12 protein-coding genes and 1 riboswitch are annotated in these 18321 nt (G+C 67.8%); of the genes, 6 read left to right on the top strand and 6 right to left on the bottom strand.

The genetic code is table 11. From position 1 onward, the window contains the following. Positions 1-144: 144 nt before the first annotated feature. From btuB to V3391_RS05560, 3 genes are all read right to left on the bottom strand, one after another. Positions 145-2028, bottom strand: a complete 1884-nt coding sequence (btuB, locus tag V3391_RS05570; RefSeq protein WP_332077412.1) for a TonB-dependent vitamin B12 receptor — start codon at positions 2026-2028, stop codon at positions 145-147. 124 nt (positions 2029-2152) lie between these two features. Further along, positions 2153-2369, bottom strand: a riboswitch (cobalamin riboswitch). A gap of 50 nt (positions 2370-2419) precedes the next feature. Then, positions 2420-2794, bottom strand: coding sequence for a TfoX/Sxy family protein (locus V3391_RS05565; RefSeq protein ID WP_332077411.1), 375 nt, complete (start codon positions 2792-2794; stop codon positions 2420-2422). Further along, positions 2791-3273 (bottom strand): GAF domain-containing protein, encoded by a 483-nt coding sequence (locus V3391_RS05560; RefSeq protein WP_332077410.1) that lies wholly within the window; start codon positions 3271-3273, stop codon positions 2791-2793. The genes V3391_RS05565 and V3391_RS05560 overlap by 4 nt, the downstream gene beginning before the upstream one ends. A gap of 135 nt (positions 3274-3408) precedes the next feature. On the opposite strand from V3391_RS05560, the gene bioD reads away from it, so the two are divergent. Beyond that, the gene (gene bioD, locus V3391_RS05555) at positions 3409-4095 is read left to right on the top strand and encodes a dethiobiotin synthase (protein WP_332077409.1); all 687 of its coding nucleotides are present in this window, start codon (positions 3409-3411) and stop codon (positions 4093-4095) included. A 181-nt stretch (positions 4096-4276) separates the two neighbouring features. Here bioD and V3391_RS05550 read toward each other — a convergent pair whose 3' ends face one another. From V3391_RS05550 to V3391_RS05540, 3 genes are all read right to left on the bottom strand, one after another. Further along, the gene (locus tag V3391_RS05550) at positions 4277-7456 is read right to left on the bottom strand and encodes an efflux RND transporter permease subunit (protein WP_332077407.1); all 3180 of its coding nucleotides are present in this window, start codon (positions 7454-7456) and stop codon (positions 4277-4279) included. A gap of 104 nt (positions 7457-7560) precedes the next feature. Continuing rightward, complete coding sequence (locus V3391_RS05545) at positions 7561-8763, bottom strand: efflux RND transporter periplasmic adaptor subunit (protein ID WP_332077406.1); 1203 nt, start codon at positions 8761-8763, stop codon at positions 7561-7563. A 12-nt stretch (positions 8764-8775) separates the two neighbouring features. Continuing rightward, positions 8776-9549: a TetR/AcrR family transcriptional regulator gene (locus V3391_RS05540; RefSeq protein ID WP_332077405.1), complete on the bottom strand. Its 774-nt coding sequence runs from the start codon at positions 9547-9549 to the stop codon at positions 8776-8778. 210 nt (positions 9550-9759) lie between these two features. On the opposite strand from V3391_RS05540, the gene V3391_RS05535 reads away from it, so the two are divergent. From V3391_RS05535 to V3391_RS05515, 5 genes are all read left to right on the top strand, one after another. Beyond that, entirely contained in the window at positions 9760-11022 is a 1263-nt protein-coding gene (locus V3391_RS05535; protein WP_332077404.1) for an efflux RND transporter periplasmic adaptor subunit, read from the top strand. Between the two features lie 6 nt (positions 11023-11028). Further along, positions 11029-14229, top strand: coding sequence for a multidrug efflux RND transporter permease subunit (locus V3391_RS05530; RefSeq protein ID WP_425497201.1), 3201 nt, complete (start codon positions 11029-11031; stop codon positions 14227-14229). Positions 14230-14361: 132 nt separating this feature from the next. Further along, entirely contained in the window at positions 14362-15609 is a 1248-nt protein-coding gene (locus V3391_RS05525) for an FAD-dependent oxidoreductase (protein WP_332077403.1), read from the top strand. 926 nt (positions 15610-16535) lie between these two features. Then, entirely contained in the window at positions 16536-16838 is a 303-nt protein-coding gene (locus tag V3391_RS05520) for a metalloregulator ArsR/SmtB family transcription factor (RefSeq protein ID WP_332077402.1), read from the top strand. Positions 16839-16843: 5 nt separating this feature from the next. Beyond that, on the top strand, positions 16844-18286 hold the full coding sequence (locus tag V3391_RS05515) for a DUF2867 domain-containing protein (protein WP_332077715.1): 1443 nt from the start codon (positions 16844-16846) through the stop codon (positions 18284-18286). Positions 18287-18321 lie beyond the last annotated feature (35 nt).

Here is an 18321-nt window from a genome sequence, read left to right as displayed (position 1 = left end):
GTCCGCCCGGCGCGCATAAAGTCTCCATGCACCCGGCGGCCTCGCGGCATAAATTCGCCGTAAAACCTGCCCTCCGAAACGCACACGGCCGTCATGCGACGGCCGTGTGGAGTGACGCGAAACGCGGCCTGCGCCGCGCCTGGATCAGCGCGTGACCGGGGACCAGCGCAGCGCCAGACCATATTCGCGACCCGGCTGGTAATACCAGTTCACGGTCTCGTAGGTCTTGTCGAGCACGTTGGTCGCGCGGGCTTCCAGCGTCCAGTCGGGGTTGAACGCCCACGCGGCGCGCAGGTCCAGCGTGCCGTGGCCGGCGACGCGCACCGTATTGGCGGCGTCGTCGTAGCGGCTGCTGCTGGCGCGCAGCGTGGTGCCGATGCGGAAGTCGCCGAAGCTGCGGTCGATGTCGAGACGGCCGCTGTTGCGCGCACGACGGGCGAGCAGGTTGCCGTTGTTGGCGTTGTCGCTGCGGTCGCGCGGATCGACGTGGCTCAGTTCGGTCGACAGGTCGAATCCGGCGAGCGTGGTCGCGAACGTCACCTCGGCGCCGCGGATGCGCGCTTCCTGGATGTTCTGCGGGACGAAGTTGCGGTCGAGGAAGATCAGATCGTCGACGCGGCTCTCGAACACGTTGATCGACCAGTTCCACGCATCGGCGTACTGGGACAGACCGAGATTGGCCGTCTTCGCGCGCTCGGGCTCGAGATCCGGATTGCCGCTGCCGAACGGGAAATACAGATCGTTGAACGTCGGCGCCTTGAAGCTGGTCGCGGCGCTGGCGTTGAGGCGCAGCCCGTGGTCGAGGTCGAGGCCCCAGCCGAGGCTGCCGGTGGTGTGGCCGCCGAACTGTTCGTTGTCGTCGTGACGCACGCCGGCCTGCACGCGGTGCGCGCCGAACCGCGCCGTGTAATCGGAGAACACGGCGAAGTTGTTGCGCGAGGTCAACGCATAGTCGGTGTCGCTCTCGACGTTGTCGGACATCCAGTCGAAGCCGAGCGAGAAGCGCTGGGTTGGCGCCAGACCGAAATCGGCCTGCACCGCGGCGGTATCGCGACGGGTGTCGATCTGGCCGACATCGACGCGCGTGCCCGCATCGATGTCGCGGAAGTAGGTCGTGGACTCGTCGTAGTTGCGGCCGGCCTGCGCGGTCAGCGTGACGACGTCCGACGGTGCATAGGTCAGCTTGCCGCCGGCGACCTGCTGGACGTTGTCGGCCTCGTTGCCGCCGAAAACGCTGCCGTCGTACTCGTTGAACGCTTCGGCGCGCAGAGCGTTGGCTTCGAACGTCAGGCCTTCCGCAAGCTCCACGCCGCCACGCAGATTGAGCGAACGGTTGCGGTAACCGTCGCGGTCGGGCTCGTCGACGAAGCAGCCCGCTCCGAAATCGCCGTCCAACGGACCACGGCCGCGGCAGCTGTCGATGCCGTCGGTGCGCTGGAACGCCGCGTCCACGCCGAACCAGCCGCGGCCGGCGCGGCCACCGATGCCGGCGCTGGCTTCGCGCAGGTTGTGGCTGCCCACGCCGATGCGTGCGTGCGGGTTGATCGCGCCGGTGTTGCGGCGGGTGAAGATCTGGATGACGCCACCGATGGCTTCCGAGCCGTAGAGGCTGGAGCGCGGGCCGCGGACGATCTCGACGCGCTCGATCTGGTCGACCGGAATGTCCTGGAACGCGGCGAGGCCGGCGGTCGCCGAGCCGATGCGCACGCCGTCGACCAGCACCAGCACGTGGTCGGACTCGCTGCCGCGCATGAAGACCGAGGTCAGCTTGCCGGGGCCGCCGGAGTTGCCGATCTGGATGCCGGCGCGGCCGCGCAGCAGTTCGGGCAGGTCGCGCGCCTGGGTGCGTTCGATCTCGGCGCGGTCGATGACCTGGGCCGGCACGATGGTGTCGCCGAGCGTGCTTGCGCTGCGGTTGGCGGTGACGAGCACCGTGTCGAGATCGCGCGCGTCGGCGGCGGTCGCGGCGGCGGCGAATGGCGAAGCGAGAGCGGCGACGATCGCCACGGTCAGGGTGCGGAACGGCATTGCAGTCTCCTTGTCGCGTGCGCCCACGCACGCGGGGTATCGGGAGATCGCGAGGACGGACACGGCTGCCGGCCGGACGCGCGCACGCCGTCCGGAACGCCGCCGCAATGCCCGCCGCATCGCAATCGAGGAAGACTTCGTGGCCGGTCTCCGGACTCGCGCGTGGGAGGACTCCCGGGCGTCGCGCCTTCCCGTGCACGGGCACAGTGGCGGATGCGATGCCTTGAACACGCTTACCGTTGCGGGGGCAGTGCCGGACTGGCGCCTGGGCGCGTCACCGGCTTCCCGTTTCAACCCGGACGGCGGAACGCCGGCGGGTCACCATGAAGCTGGCGCGGATTGTACGTGAGCGCGGGGCTGCGGGCGCGGACAGGCCGCGCCGGGGACGCGGTCAGTCGTCGCGGCGGTCGAACAGGCTGTCGAAGGGCGATTCCGATTCGACCGTTTCGGTTACCGTCGTCGTCACCGGGCCGGCGGCCTGGCGCGCGCGCGGATCGGGCAGCAGGGCAGTCGCGGCCTCGGCGGCTTCGACCAGTTGCAGGCGGCGCGCCTCGGGCACGTCCTGCCAGTGGCAGTCGAGCAACGCGCCTTCCAGCGAATACAGCAGGTTGAGGCTGGGCTTGAAACCGGCACGGCGCACCTTGACGAATGCGTCCACCGCGCCCGCCGCTTCCAGATCCTCGCGCGTGCGCAGGCCCACCTGACGCAGCCAGGCCGCGGACTTGGGTCCGATGTTGCGCAGCTTGAGCGGCGTCGGTGCGGTCATTGCAGCGATTCGAGATAGACGGCGGCCAGGGACTCGATTCCGGTCTGATCTTCAACGTCGAAACGCGCCGGTACCGGACTGTCGATGTCGAAGACGCCGATCAGGCGCTCGCCGACGTACAGCGGGACCACCAGTTCCGAGCGCGAGGCGCTGTCGCAGGCGATGTGGCCGGGGAAGGCATGCACGTCGTCGATGCGCTGCGTCGTGCGTGTGCGAGCCGCGGCGCCGCACACGCCCTTGTCGAGCGGAATGCGCACACAGGCCGGCAATCCCTGGAACGGGCCGACCACGAGTTCGGTGCCGTCGAAGAGATAGAAGCCGACCCAGTTGAGATCCGGCAGCGCGTGATAGACCAGCGCCGAGAGGTTCGCCGCATTGGCGATCGCATCGCGTTCGCCGTGCAGCAGCGCCCGTGCCTGTGCCGCCAGCGCGGCATACTGTTCGGCCTTGGAGCCGGTCAGGGGAGATGAAGTGAACATGCCGCGGAGTGTAGCAGCGGCCCCGCAGGGGCTCGGGGGACGGGACGCGTGGTCGCGCGATGCTGACGGCCGCCCATTGCGAACCGCGCCGGTCCCGCGCTGCGGTGCGCAGCCCCGCATCGCCACGGAATCCGCATGAGCGCGCGCAGCTTTCTGGTGACCGGCACCGATACCGGCATCGGCAAGACCCATTCGAGCGTGGCCTTGCTGCATGCACTGCGTGCGCACGGTCTCCGCGCGGTCGGCATGAAGCCGATCGCCAGTGGCTGCGACTGGATCGACGGGCGCTGGCGCAATGAAGATGCGCTCGCCCTGCAGGCGGCCAGTGCGCCGCGACCGGACTACGCCGACGTCAATCCGGTGGCGCTGCCGGAGCCGACGGCGCCGACATTGGCGGCGATCGCGGCGGGTGTGACGGTCGACATCGCGGGTCTCTACGCCGCGCATGCGCGGCTCGCATCGACTGCAGATGTGGTGCTGGTCGAAGGCGCCGGCGGCTGGGACGCGCCGCTGGCGGTAGGCCTCGAACACCGGGATCTCGCGCGACAGCTCGGCGGCGCCGTCGTGCTGGTCGTCGGCCTGAAGCTCGGCTGTCTGAGTCACGCGCGACTGACTGCGCGTGCGATCGAGGCGGATGGCTGTCGACTCGTCGGGTGGATCGGCAATCGCATCGATCCGGACTTCGCGCGGGCGGACGATTACGTCGACCTGCTGACAGACGCGTTACCGGCGCCGTGTCTCGGGGTGTTGCCGTTCGTCGCGGACGGGCGCGATCTGCCTGCGAGCTTGTCGCTCGATGCGGAATGGATCGCGACCCTCTAGCGCGTTGCGCGATGGGTTTCGCTTGCGCTCCACTCATCCTGCGGTGGGAGTGTCGGCGCCTTTGCAGGATGGGTAGAGCGCCAGCGAAACCCATCATCGTCACCGGATCGAACGGGATAACCCCAAAAGAAACAGGCGCGACCGAAGCCGCGCCTGTTTCCGTGTCACCTGTCGCCGGGACTCAATGCCCCTGCGGCGCCGGCGTCAGATCGTCGTCGTCGCGATGGTCCGCCTTCCGTGCTTCGGTCGCGTCGCGATCGTGGCTGTGGTCGCGGGCCAGCAGCAGATAGAACGCCGGCAGCACGAACAGCGTGAACGCAGTGCCGATCGACATGCCGGCGGCGATCACCAGACCCATCGAGAAGCGGGCCGCAGCGCCCGGACCGCTGGCGATCAGCAGCGGCACCATCGCGAACACCAGCGCGGCGGTCGTCATCAGCACCGGACGCAGGCGGATCGCGGCGGCACGCTCGATGGCCTCGGCCTTCGACACGCCTTCGTTGACCTGCAGCTTGTTCGCGAACTCCACGATCAGGATGCCGTGCTTGGAGATCACGCCGACCAGCGTCACCAGGCCCACCTGGGTGTAGATGTTGATCGACATGCCGGGGAAGGCCTCGATGCCGGCGAACTGCAGCACACCCGACAGCAGCGCCAGCGCATTGAGCACCAGCAGCGCGCCGCTGATCGCCATCGGCACGGTCATCAGCATAATCACCGCATCGCGGAAACTCTCGAACTGCGCCGCCAGCACCAGGAAGATGATCACCAGCGCGAAGGCGAGGGTGATCAGCATCGTCGTGCCTTCCTGCTTGAACTGCCGCGACTCGCCGGCGTAGTCCACGCTGTAACCCTGCGGCAGCACGTCGGCAGCGATCTCGTCGAGCACGCGCAGCGCCTCGCCCTTGGTCACGCCGGGGCGTGGCGCGAAGGTGATGCCCACCGCGTTGAGCTGCTGGAAGCGCTTGAGCGATTGCGGCTGCGCGCTTTCCTTGAACGAGATCACCGTCGACAGCGGAATCAGGTCACCGTCGCGGGTGCGGGTGTAGTAGTTGCCCAGCTGCTCGGCATTGAGCCGGTCGCTGCGCTGCACCTGCGGGATCACGCGATAGGAACGGTTCTGCATCGCGAAGCGGTTGACGTAGCCGCCGGCCAGCAGCGCGCTCATGTCGGCCGCGAGCGTGCGCATGTCGATGCCGAGCAGTGCCGCCTTGTCGCGATCGATCTGCACTTCCACGCGCGGCTTGTCGATCTTCAGATCCTTGTCGAGGAAGATGAAGCGACTGCTGGCCTGCGCACGCGCCACGACTTCGTCGGCGATCTCCGACAGCTGTTCCAGCGAGCCGATGCCGCCGATCAGGAACTCGCCGCCGCCATCGCCACCCGCCGACGGCAACGACGGCGGCACCAGCGCGAAGATGTTCAGGCCGGTGATCTCGGCCAGCTTGGGCTGCAGGTCCTGCTGCAGGATCTGGTTGGTCGAGCGCTCGCGCTGGCTCCACGGCTTCATGACGAAGCCGCCCATCGCGCTGTTGCTGCCGCCCATGCCGCCCATGCCGCCGTTGAACAGGAAGAAGTCGTTGATCTCGGGGATCTGCTCGACGACGGCGGTCATCTCTTCGGTGTAACCCTCGACGTAATCGAGCGTACTCGCGGCGTCGGCGCTGCCGATCGCGAACACGAAGCCTTCGTCCTCCGGCGGCGCCGGTTCCTTGGGCGCGCCGATGTAGAGGAACACGCACGAAACCAGCACGATGGCACCGAAGGTCAGGATCACCGCGCGCGTCTGCAGCGCGCCGTGCAGCCTGCGCTGGTAACCGCGCTCCACCGAGTCGAAGCGGCGGTCGAGCCACTTCTCGAGGCGGCTCTTGCTGTGTTCGCCGTGCGGCTTGAGAATCTTCGCGCACATCATCGGCGTCAGCGTCAGCGCGATGATGCCCGACAGGAACACCGCGCCGGCGAGCGTGAACGCGAACTCGGTGAACAGCACGCCGGTCAGGCCGCCCTGGAAACCGATCGGCAGATACACCGCGATCAGCGTCGTGGTCATCGCGACCACCGGCCACGCCAGTTCGCGCGCGCCGCGGATCGAGGCATCAAAGGGCGTCATGCCTTCTTCGATGTGCCGGTGGATGTTCTCCAGCACGATGATCGCGTCGTCGACCACGATGCCGATCGCCAGCACCATCGCCAGCAGCGTCAGCAGGTTGATCGTGAAGCCCATCAGCAGCATCAGGAACAGCGCGCCCACCAGCGACAGCGGCACGGTGACGGCCGGAATCAGCACGCTGCGGAACGAGCCGAGGAACAGGTAGATCACCACGATGACGATGATCACCGCCTCGATGATCGTGCGAATGACCTCGTTGATGCCGTCCTGGATCGACTCGGTGCTGTCGTAGGGAATCGTCGCTTCGATGCCTTCGGGCAGCTGCGGCACGATCTCGTTGTCCCAGGCCTTGCGGACCTCCGCGATCACGTCGAGCGCGTTCGCATCGGGCGAGACGTAGATGCCCATGAACGTCGCCGCGGCGCCGTTGATGCGCACCGACGAACCGTAGTTCTCCGATCCCAGCACGACATCGGCGATGTCGCCAAGCCGCACGATCGCGCCATCGGCCTCGCGCACGACGAGCGCGCGGAATTCCTCGGGCGTGCGCAGATCGGTACGCGCGGTCAGGTCGACCGCGACCATCTGGCCCTTGGTCGAGCCCAGCGCGGACAGCACGTTGTTGGACTGCAGCGCGGCCGACACGTCGCTCGCGGTGACGCCGAGCGCGGTCATGCGGTCGGGTTTGAGCCACACGCGCATCGCGAACGAACCCGGACCCATGATCTCGGCGCGCTGCACGCCGGGAATCGTCGCGATCGTCGGTTCGACCGCGCGGGTCAGGTAATCGGTGATCTGGTTGTCGTTGAGCGCATCGCTGGCGAACGAAACGTACATCGCCGCGACCTGCTGGCCCTGCTGCAGGTCGATGACCGGATCTTCCGATTCGGTCGGCAGCTCGCTGCGCAGTTTGTTGACCTTGGCCGCGATCTGGGTGAGCGCTTCGTTCGGGTCGTAGTCCAGACGGATGTAGGCCTGGATCACGCTGACGCCGGCCGAACTGGTCGAGGTCAGATAGTCGATGCCCTCGGCGCTCGCGACCTCGCGCTCCAGGGGCGTGGTGATGAATCCCTGGATCAGGTCGGCGTCGGCGCCGAAATAGGTCGTGCTGATGTTGACGACCGCATTCTGCAGCTCGGGGTACTGGCGCACGTTGAGCTCGGAGAACGCGCGCAGGCCGAACAGCAGGATGAAGAGGCTGACGACCATCGCCAGCACGGGTTTGCGGATGAAGATGTCGGTGAATTTCATCTCGGTCTCCCCCGCGCGGTGGCGCGCGGGTCAGGGAGCGGGGCGGGCGCAGGGCGCCCGGACACATCGATCAGGAAGGTGCGATCGCGATCAGCGGCGCGCGCTCATCGGTTTTCGGGCGTCGGCGCGGCGTCCGCACTCGGCTGCACCTTGTTGTTGATCGTCACCACGGCATCGTTGCGCAGCTTGAGCAGGCCACTGGTCGCCACGCGCTCGCCGGGCTTGAGGCCATCGGTGACCGCGATCAGATCGCCGCGGGTCGCGCCGGTCTTGATGAAGCGCTGGCGCACGATCAGGGTCGGCCCCTGCTGCGCGTCTTCGCCTTCGGCCTTGGGCGCTTCAGGATCGACCGGCTTCTCGGACACCACGTACACGGCGTTGCCGTAGGGATTGAAGGTCACCGCCGTCTGCGGGATCACCACCACGCTCTGCTCGCCGCCGACCGCGAGGCCGACGCGTGCGAACGCACCCGGGCGCAGCTTGCCGTCGGGATTGGCCAGCGTGGCCTGCACCATGAAGTTGCGCGTGCCGGCATCGACGGAAGGCTCGATCGCGGTGATCGTGCCTTCGAACTGCTCGCTTGGCAGCGAATCGACCACCGCCTGCAGCGTCGCGCCGGTCTCGATCAGCGGCAGCTGCTGCTCGGGCAGGGTGAAGTCGAGGAAGATCGGATCGAGCTGCTGCAGGCCGACGATCGCCGTGCCCGGCGAGATGAACTGGCCGAGGTTGACCTTGCGGATGCCCAGCACGCCGTCGAACGGTGCGCGGATGGTTTTCTGCGCGATCAGGGCGCGCTGCGCCTCGACCTGCGCGATCGACGTCGCCGCCTGCGTCGCGCGTTCCTCGACTTCGGCTTTCGACACCAGCTGCGTCTCGCCGAGTTCGCGCCAGCGGTCGCGCTGCACGATGGCGAGCTTCGCTGCCGCTTCGCTCGAGCGCAGCACCGCGAGCTCGTTATCGGTGTTGAGCTCCACCAGCACCGTGCCGGCCTTGACCGGCTGACCGGGCTCGAACGACAGCTTGCGGACCACGCCGCCGGCTTCCGTCGTGACGTCGGTGCCGTTGACCGCGACCAGCGTGCCGACCGCTTCGAGCGGCGTCGACCACGACTGCTGCGCGGCGTCGTAGGTCGTGATCGCGACCGGCGGTTGCGGCATGTTGTCGAAGAAATCGTTCATGCCCTTGCCCATCAGGGCCTTGGCGAGAAAGACGCCGCCGAAGATCACGGCGACGAGGATCAGCATCACGATCATCCGCAGACGGGGACGCGGTTTGCGCGGCGTGGATGGGGTATCGGTCCTGGACATGGGCGGGTTCCGTCAGGAAAGAGGAAGAGGCGGCGGCAGGTCTGGCGTGATGCTGGACCAGTCGGTATCGAAGACGTCACGGCTGACGCGGGCGATCAGCGCATCGAGCGCGGCATCGTCCTCGGCGTCGAACAGCGGTTGCCAGCCGTAGCCGTTGAACAGGTACTGCAGCTGGCGGATCAGCAGGCGATAGGGATCGCCGGTCACGGCGGTGTCGACCAGGCCCTGCTGCTGCACGAGCGCGTGCATGCCGACGGTCATCATCCAGGGCCCCATCGTCATCGCACCGACCGTCAGCACCGAGGCGGGCAACTCGCCGCGTTCGCGACCCTCGGCGACGATGCCGTCGACGAGCGTGCCCAGGGGTTCGCAGGCTTCGAGCGCGCGGCGGCGGCTTTCGTTCGAGGCCGCGCCCCAGACCACGTCGGTCCAGACGAACTGGGCGAGACGGAAGTGCTCGGGCTGCTCGCGGATGATCAGCATGTCGGCGAGCGTGACGGCGAGCATGCGCTCGCGGGTCGGACCGTTCCATCTCGCGGCGCGTTCGAACAGCTCCACGCGGTCGAGACTGTTGCGCGTTGCCAGTGCGACCAGCAGGTCTTCCTTGCTGGCGAAATGCTTGTACAGCGTGCCGATCGCATAGCCGCATTCCTCGGCCACGCGCGCCATCTGCAACGACAGCAGCCCGTCGCGCTGGATCTGCGTCTGGGCGGTGTCGAGCAGCGTGCGTTCGCGCGCGGCGATCTCGCGCTGGCGACGAGCGACGGCGGGGGACAGGGGCGGCATGGAAACCTGAATGGACCGGAAGCGGCGCGGATTATGAACTTGATTCATTCCGTGAGCAAGGTTCGATTTCACCGGCCTCGCACCGCGTGCAACGCAGCATCGCGCCCGCGCCGGCAGCAATGACTTCCTTCACGGTGCGAACCGCAATCTGAATTAGCTATACTGGCCGGTATAGTAAATCCCGTCCCACCTCTCCCAGGTCTCTCCCCCATGCGCCGACTCCTCTCCATTGCCGTGCTCGCTGCGGCACTTTCCGCCTGCGGTCAACAAGAGGAGCAGGCCGCGCCGCCGCCGCCCGAAGTCGGTGTGCTGACCGTCCAGCCGACCAGCATCGCGCTGGAACAGGACCTGGTCGGCCGTCTGGCCCCGTTCCGCAGCGCCGACGTGCGTGCCCGTGTGCCGGGCGTGCTCGAACGCCGGGTCTACCAGGAAGGCAGCGACGTCACCGAAGGCGACGTGCTGTTCCGCATCGATCCCGCGCAGCTGCAGGCCGCGCTCGGCACCGCGCAGGGCGCGCAGGCGCAGGCGCAGGCCAACGCGGTCAACGCCAAGAGCGCCGCGGACCGCGCGCGCCAGCTGGCGCCGACCAACTTCATCTCCAAGTCGGATCTCGACAACGCGCTCGCAGCCGAGCGCAGCGCCGAAGCCGCGCTGCAGGCCGCGCGCGCGTCGACCCAGACCGCGCAGATCAATCTCGGCTACGCCACCGTGCGCGCGCCGATCTCCGGTCGCGCGGGCAAGCAGCAGGTCACCGAGGGCGCACTGGTCGGGCAGGGCGATTCCACGCTGCTGACCACCGTCGACCAGATCGATCCGCTGTACATCAACTTCTCGATGAGCGCCGGCGAATTCGCCCGCATCCGCGCACTGCCGCTCGACCGCGACGCCGGTGGCGGCCAAGTGGAGATCGTGCTCGGCGACGGCACGGTGCACGACCAGCTGGCGACGCTCGACTTCTCCGGCGACGTGGTCGACCCGGCCTCGGGCGCGATCCAGCTGCGTGCGACGCTGCCGAACCCCGATCGTCGGCTGCTGCCCGGCGTCTACGTGACGTTGCGCGCGAACATGGGCCAGCAGAGCGGCGTGTTCCTGGTGCCGCAGGCCGCTGTGCTGCGCGATGCCAACACCGCCTACGTGCTGGTGGTGGGCGAGGGCGACAAGGTCGTCCGCAAGTCGGTTCGCACCGACCGCGCCCAGGGTGGCCAGTGGGTGATCACCGACGGCCTGGTGGCCGGTGACCGCGTGATCGTCAGCGGCGTGCCGAAGGCACGTCCCGATGCGGTGGTCGCGCCCAAGCCGTGGACGCCCGAGCAGGCGCAGGCGCAGGCGGCGCCCGGCGCGGCCGCAGGTGCAGCGCCGGCGGCGCAGCCCGCAGGCGAGGCCACCGCACCCGCGGCGCCCGGCGACGCGGCCGCGGCACCGACGCAGGACGCCGCCGGCCAGGCGCCCGCTGCGAACGACACGCAGGACTGATCCGCCATGCCCAAGTTTTTCATCAACCACCCGGTCTTCGCCTGGGTCGTCTCCATCCTGATCTCGCTCGCTGGCGTGATCTCGCTGCTGAACATGGGCGTGGAGTCGTATCCGAGCGTCGCACCGCCGCAGGTCACCGTCTCGGCGACCTATCCCGGCGCCAGCGCGGACACCACCGAACGCGCGGTCACACAGGTCATCGAGCAGCAGCTCACCGGTATCGACAACCTGCTGTACTTCAGCTCGACCTCGAGCTCGTCCGGCCGCGCCAGCGTCACGTTGACCTTCGAAACCGGTACCGACGCGGACATCGCGCAGGTGCAGGTGCAGAACAAGGTCTCGCTGGCCACGCCGCGTCTGCCCAGTGAAGTGGTGCAGCAAGGCGTCGTCGTGGCGAAGGCCAACGCCGGCTTCCTGATGGTCGTGGGCCTGCGTTCGGCGGACACGACGGTCACCCGCAACCAGCTCAACGATCTGATCGGTTCGCGCGTGCTCGAGCAGATCGCGCGCGTGCCCGGCGTCGGCAGCACCCAGCAGTTCGGTTCCGAGTACGCCATGAACATCTGGCTCAACCCGGACCAGTTGCAGGGCTACGGCATGTCGGCGACCGAGGTCATGGCCGCGGTGCGTGGACAGAACGTGCAGTTCGCCGCGGGTTCGGTCGGCTCCGACCCGGCGCCGGAAGGCCAGGGCTTCACCGCCACGGTCTCGGCCGAAGGCCGCTTCAGCACGCCCGAACAGTTCGAGAACATCATCCTGCGCGCCGACAACGACGGCGCGACCGTGCGCCTGAAGGACGTCGCGCGCGTGGAGATCGGCGCGTCGGGCTATGGCTTCGACACCAAGTACAACGGCCAGCCGACCGGTGCGTTCGCGATCCAGCTGCTGCCCGGCGCGAACGCGCTCACGGTGGCCACGGCGGTCGAATCGCGCATGGACGAACTGCAGCCCTCGTTCCCGCAGGGCATCGAGTGGTTCAAGCCCTACGACACGACCACGTTCGTGACGCTGTCGATCAAGGAGGTCATCAAGACCCTGATCGAGGCGGTGATCCTCGTCTTCCTGGTGATGCTGCTGTTCCTGCAGAACCTGCGCGCGACGATCATTCCGACGCTGGTCATTCCGATCGCGCTGCTCGGCACGTTCCTGGGCCTGAGCATGCTCGGCTACACGATCAACCAGCTCACCCTGTTCGCGATGGTGCTGGCGATCGGCATCGTGGTCGATGACGCGATCGTGGTGATCGAGAACGTCGAACGCATCATGGCCGAGGAACATCTGCCGCCACGCGAAGCGACGATGAAGGCGATGGACCAGATCACCGGCGCCGTCGTCGCGATCACCGTCGTGCTGGCCGCGGTGTTCATTCCCAGCGCGCTGCAGGGCGGCGCCTCGGGCGAGATCTACAAGCAGTTCGCGATCACGATCGCAGTCGCGATGGGCTTCTCGGCCTTCCTCGCGCTGGGCTTCACGCCGGCGCTGTGCGCGACCTTCCTCAAGCAGCACGCACCGCCCGGCGAGCGCAAGGACAACGTCGTCGTCCGCACGTTCAACAAGTACTACGACAAGGTCAACGCGACCTACGTCGGCCACATCGGCAGTGCCGTGAAGCATGCGCCGCGCTGGATGGCGGTGTTCGCGGTGCTGTGCGTGGTCTGCGCGTTCCTCTACATCCGGCTGCCGTCGAGCTTCGTGCCCGACGAGGACCAGGGCTATGCGCTGGCGATCGTGCAGCTGCCGCCAGGCTCGACCCTGCAGCGGACCAATGCGGTGTTCGAGGACGTGCGCGCACGTCTTGAGCAGAACCCGTCGTACGAGGCGATGCTGCAGGTCGCGGGCTTCAGCTTCGTCGGCCAGGGCGAGAACGTCGGCATGGGCTTCATCAAGCTCAAGGACTGGGGCGAGCGCGACGTCGACATCAACGGCTTCCTCGGCGAGGCCAACGGCGCGCTGCAGGGTGTGCAGGACGCGACGATCTTCGTCGTGAACCTGCCGACGGTGCAGGGTCTGGGCCAGTTCGGCGGCTTCGACATGTACCTGCAGGACCGCACCGGCGCCGGCAACGCGGCGCTGCAGCAGGCACGCAACCAGCTGCTGGGCGCGGCGGCGCAGAAGACCGACGTGCTGCAGGGCGTGCGTCCGAACACGCTGGAAGATGCGCCGCAGCTGCAATTGCACGTCGACCGCGTGCAGGCGCAATCGATGGGCCTGTCGGTGACCGACATCTACGGCGCGATCCAGCTGATGCTGGCGCCGGTCTACGTCAACGACTACGTGTCCGACGGCCGCATCAAGCGCGTCAACATGCAGGCGGATGCGCAGTACCGCACCGAGCCGGGTTCGATCGGCCGCTTCTACACGCCGAGCACGACGTCGACGAATCCCGACGGCACGCCGACGATGATTCCGCTGAGCACGGTGGTGAAGCCGGAGTGGGGCGCGAGCACGCCGTCGCTGACACGCTACAACGGTTACTCAGCGATCAACATCGTCGGTTCGCAGGCACCCGGTCGCAGTACGGGTGAGGCAATGGCCGCGATGGAAGAGATCGTCGAGAACGAACTGCCGGAAGGCTTCGGCTACGACTGGGCGGGCATGTCCTACCAGGAGATCATCGCGGGCAACACGGCGACGTTGCTGTTGCTGCTGTCGGTGGTCGTGGTGTTCCTGTGTCTGGCCGCGCTCTACGAGAGCTGGTCGATCCCGGTCGCGGTGTTGCTGGTGGTGCCGCTGGGCATCCTCGGCGCGGTGGTCTTCACGATGCTGCGCCCGGGCCTGTCGAATGACATCTTCTTCAAGATCGGCATGGTCACGGTCATCGGTCTGGCGGCGAAGAACGCCATCCTGATCGTCGAGTTCGCGGTGCAGCAGTACAAGGAGGGCAAGACGCTGCGCGATGCGACGATCGAGGCGGCGAACCTGCGCTTCCGTCCGATCCTGATGACCTCGTTCGCCTTCATCATGGGCGTTACGCCGATGGCACTGTCGAGCGGCGCGGGTTCCAGCGCACGCCATGCACTGGCCACCGGCGTCATCGGCGGCATGCTGTTCGCGACGTTCCTCGGCCTGCTGCTGATCCCGGTGTTCTTCATCATCGTGCGTCGCGTGCTGGGCGACAAACTCGACGAGCCGGATCCGCGTCTGGAAGCGGCACGCGAGCGTGATCGCCAGCTGGAACACGACGGCGACGAACGACCGGCGCACTGACCGCGCGTTCGTCTGAGCGACACGGGCCGCCCCGGCAACAGGGCGGCCCTTTTTCTTGGTGGCGCGGGATGCGTGTGGCTGCCGGGATCCGCAACTCACCGGATATGCTGGCCGCCCTGCTGCGGAGCCGTCATGACGTCATTGCGTATCGCCATCGTCGGTTACGGCACGGCCGGACAGGCCGCAGCGGTATTGCTGGCCCGCGACGGCCATCGCATCGAGGTCTTCGAACGTGCGCCCGAGCCGGGCCCGGTCGGTGCGGGCTTCCTGCTGCAGCCCACCGGCCTGCAGGTGCTGTGGCGCATGGGGCTGCTCGAGCAGGTGCTCGCGCACGGCGCGCGTGTCGATCGGCTGTACGGCGAGACGCCGTGTGGCCGCGCGGTCATGGACATGCGCTACGCCGGGCTCGACCCGCGCCTGTGCGGCGTCGGCCTGCAGCGCGGCGCGCTGTTCTCGATCCTCGACCGGGCGCGCGGCGACACTGTGCGCCTGCATGCCCGCGTCACCATCGAAGGTCCCGACGGCGCCGACGATCGCTGGCTGTGCGATGCCGACGGCGCACGGCACGGCCCCTTCGATCTGGTGCTCGCCGCCGACGGCGCCGCTTCGCGTCTGCGCGGCAGGTTCGGTGGCGTGCGGCGCGACGCGGTGTATCCCTGGGGTGCGCTGTGGTGCCTGCTGGATGCGGACGACTGGCCGCACTTGAACGAACTCCGCCAGCGCTACGTCGCCGCGCGCCGGATGATCGGCCTGCTGCCGGTCGGCACGCGTCCGGGCGATACCGTGCCCAGGCTGAGCTTTTTCTGGAGCCTGCCGATCGCCGCGTTCGATGGCTGGCAGTCCGCCGCGCTCGACGACTGGCGCGATGCGGTGACCGCGATCTGGCCCGAAGCCGCGCGTCTGGTCGCGGCCACGACCACGCACGCACAGCTCGCACGCGCGACCTACCGCGACGTCACGCTGACGCAGTGGCATTGCGGCCGTTGGGTGCTGCTCGGCGACGCCGCGCATGCGATGAGCCCGCAGCTGGGGCAGGGCGTCAACATGGCCCTGCTCGATGCCGAAGCCTTGCGCGATGCCTTGCGGGCGCAGGCGTTGCCGGACGCACTGGCCACGTATGCGCGTGTGCGTCGCCGGCACGTGGCGATCTACCAGTTCTGGAGCCGATGGCTGACGCCGGTGTTCCAGTCCGAACGCGACATGATCGCGACCGCGCGCGATGTCGCGTTCCGGCCGCTGGGGAATCTGCCGGGTGGGCGGGGGCACATGTTGCGGGTGCTCAGTGGCACGCAGCATGGGGTGTTCGGGTCGATGGCGTTGGCGCCGGGGTTTGTGGACGCGCTGGGGACCTTCCGGGTGTCAGGAGTTTCTACGAAGTAGTCGCGCCTCTTCCTGGCTTTCGTTGTTGCTCAGGTTTCTGGCTTCTGGCTTCTGGCTTCCGGCTTTCCGCTTTGGATTTGTTCTCCGGCTCTTGCTCTAGCTTTGGCTTTGGTTTCTGACTTGAATCGAGCCGTAAAGCGAGCCGAGCACCGGAGCCTGGCGTGGCCGAAGAGCAGCCCGTGTCTGAGCGCAGCGAGTTTGGGCTGCGGAACCGTGAAGGTCCCAATGTGCCACGTCAGGCGAGGAGCGGAGGGAACCGACGCGGCTTCATTGCGTCGGCTCGCGTCCGGCGAAGACGGTTTTGCTTACTTTTGCCAAGACAAAAGTAAGCCGCGCGACAGCGCGGAAGCCCTGTACTTGATCTTCGCCTTGCGAGCACCTCGTTTAGCGGCGCTCCAGAGTCCAGCGCCGAGGCTGAGAAGCGAACAGCAAGTGCAGGGCTTTCGCCCGCTGCGCGTGCGAGTTCCTTTTGGATGGACCCAAAAGGAACCAAAAGGTCCCTTCGCCGGACGCGATCCGCCGCGATACAGCCGCGGCGGTCCCCTGCGCTTCTCGGACGACGGGGCACGCAGCCCAAACTCGCTGCGCTCAGACATGGGCTGCTCTTCGACCCCGCCGCCCTGCGATGCTCGGCTCGCTTTACGGCTCGATTGAGATCAAATGCTCGAAGCCAAGGCCAGAGCCACAGCTACAGCTACAGCTAAAAGCACAGCAAGAGCCGCAGCCACCGTTCCGGCAGCTGGAGCCAAATCGCTACAGCCGCACCTCATGCCGCTGCGCAGTCAACGCAGCCAGCAAGCCCATGCTCGACTGCTCACAGCCCGACGCCGATCCCAGCGGCGTCGCCGTCAGCAGGCATCGACCAGACTTGACACTCCACCATCAACGGCGTAATTAATTAGGTAATTAGTTAACTGTATGCCGCCATGGAACGGGTCTTCGAAGCCCTCGCATCGACGCCGCGCCGCCAGATCCTGGCGTATCTCAATGCCGGCGAACTCACCGCGGGCGAGATCGGTGCGCGGTTCGAGTTCAGCAAGCCGGCGCTGTCCGGGCACCTGCGGTTGCTGGAAGAAGCCGGTCTGATCGAGCGCGAGAAGCGCGGCCAGTTCGTGTTCTTCCGGCTGGTGCCCGACCGGCTGGCGAACACGATCTTCGCGTGGGCGGCGGAAGTGTGCCCGGTGGCGCGTCCGCTCAAGCGAGAACGTCGCAAGGCGGGCGCGGTTTGAACGCGGTGGCTGGCGATGCGCTGCGCACTGCAGCGGCGCCGCGTGCGGCGTTCACCGCGATCCGCGCCTCGTCGACGTTTCCGTCGGTGCGCCTGCCGTCCCACTGCGGCGGACTGCCGGTCGAGATCACGCTGATCGCGCAGTTCGCGCCGGGACAGGGCGATGTCGCGATCGGCGATGCGCTGCGTCGGCAGCGGGCGCATCCGGCCTTCGTCGATGCGCTGGACGAGCCGTCGACACGACTCGGCGCGATGGATCTCGCGCGTGGGGATCCGTCGTCGCTGTACACCTTCGGCGTCGGCGCGAACGGTCACCCGTTCCACCGCCATGCCGGCAACCGCATGTTCACCGCAGTGTCCGGCAGCGCCGGTGCACATCTGCGGTTCTCGACCGCCTCGCAGACGCAGATCGACGCCGACCCGCGCGCGTTCGTCGATGCCCTGCACGTGGTCGAGGTGCCGCCGGACTGCCTGTTTTCGGTACGTTTCGGCGGCGGTACCTGGCACCAGTTCATCGCCGCACGTCCGGGGGGCCCGCATCCCACCTTGTTCGCACTGTCCTGCCATCCCGACGAGACCGCCGGCGGACTCGACGCCGCGACGCAGGCCCGCGTGCTTGGCAATACCGCCGACATTCCTGCGCTGACCGAAGTGCTCCCGCCCGCGGTGCAGGCGCTGCTCGATACGGCCTGGCGTAGCCCGGGGTCGATCGCGACCACGGCGCTGTCGCTGCACGCGCCGCCGGCGTCGATCGCCGCGCGCTTCTGCGCCGGGGTGCGCGGCGCGATGGGACGTCTACGCGCGGGTATCGCGCAGCGCCGCGTCGCTGCGGGCTTCCGCGCGGACAATGGCGGCGGACGCGATGTCGTCGCGAGCGGCGTGGATGCGGATTCGCTGCTGCAGTCGCAATTGCCCGGCCGTATCGCGCACGAAGACCAGGTGGTGCTGCGGCTGGGCGCGCAGGTCCACGGTGCGACAGCCGCGCACGTCATGGAGCATCTGCTGACCGGCTTCGTCGCGAATCCGCCCGATGGCGTGTCGCGATTGATGGCGCTGCGCAACGTGCTGGTGCGCCCTGCGGGGCTGCGCACCTCGCCGCTCGGATGTCCCGCGTCCTCGCTGCTGTCATCCGATGCACCGCTGCAGTTCGCCGGCCGACATCCGGTGCTGTCCGAACGCCGCAGTGCCGACGGGCGCCGCGTCGAAGTCATCCTCGGCGCGGACGACAAGCACCTGATGTTCCGCACCTGTGTCGGCGTGCGTCTCGAGGCCGACGGCGCGTTTGTCTGCTCGATGGCGACGCGCGTGCGCACGCGCAATCCGTTCGGACGTCTGTACATGGCGGTGATCAGCGGCGTGCACCGCCGCTACATCGCACCGGCGATGCTGCGGCATGCCGCGGATTACGCGGTGCGATCCTTGCGCGGCCTGGACGCTGCGCGCGCGTAGGAAGATCGCACGGCGACACGCGGCGAGCGGGTCGC

This window comes from Luteimonas flava, from assembly GCF_036584485.1.
Lineage (GTDB): Bacteria > Pseudomonadota > Gammaproteobacteria > Xanthomonadales > Xanthomonadaceae > Luteimonas > Luteimonas flava.
The sequence above is the reverse complement of the archived record's forward strand: the minus strand, read 5'-3'. Positions and strand labels throughout refer to the sequence as shown.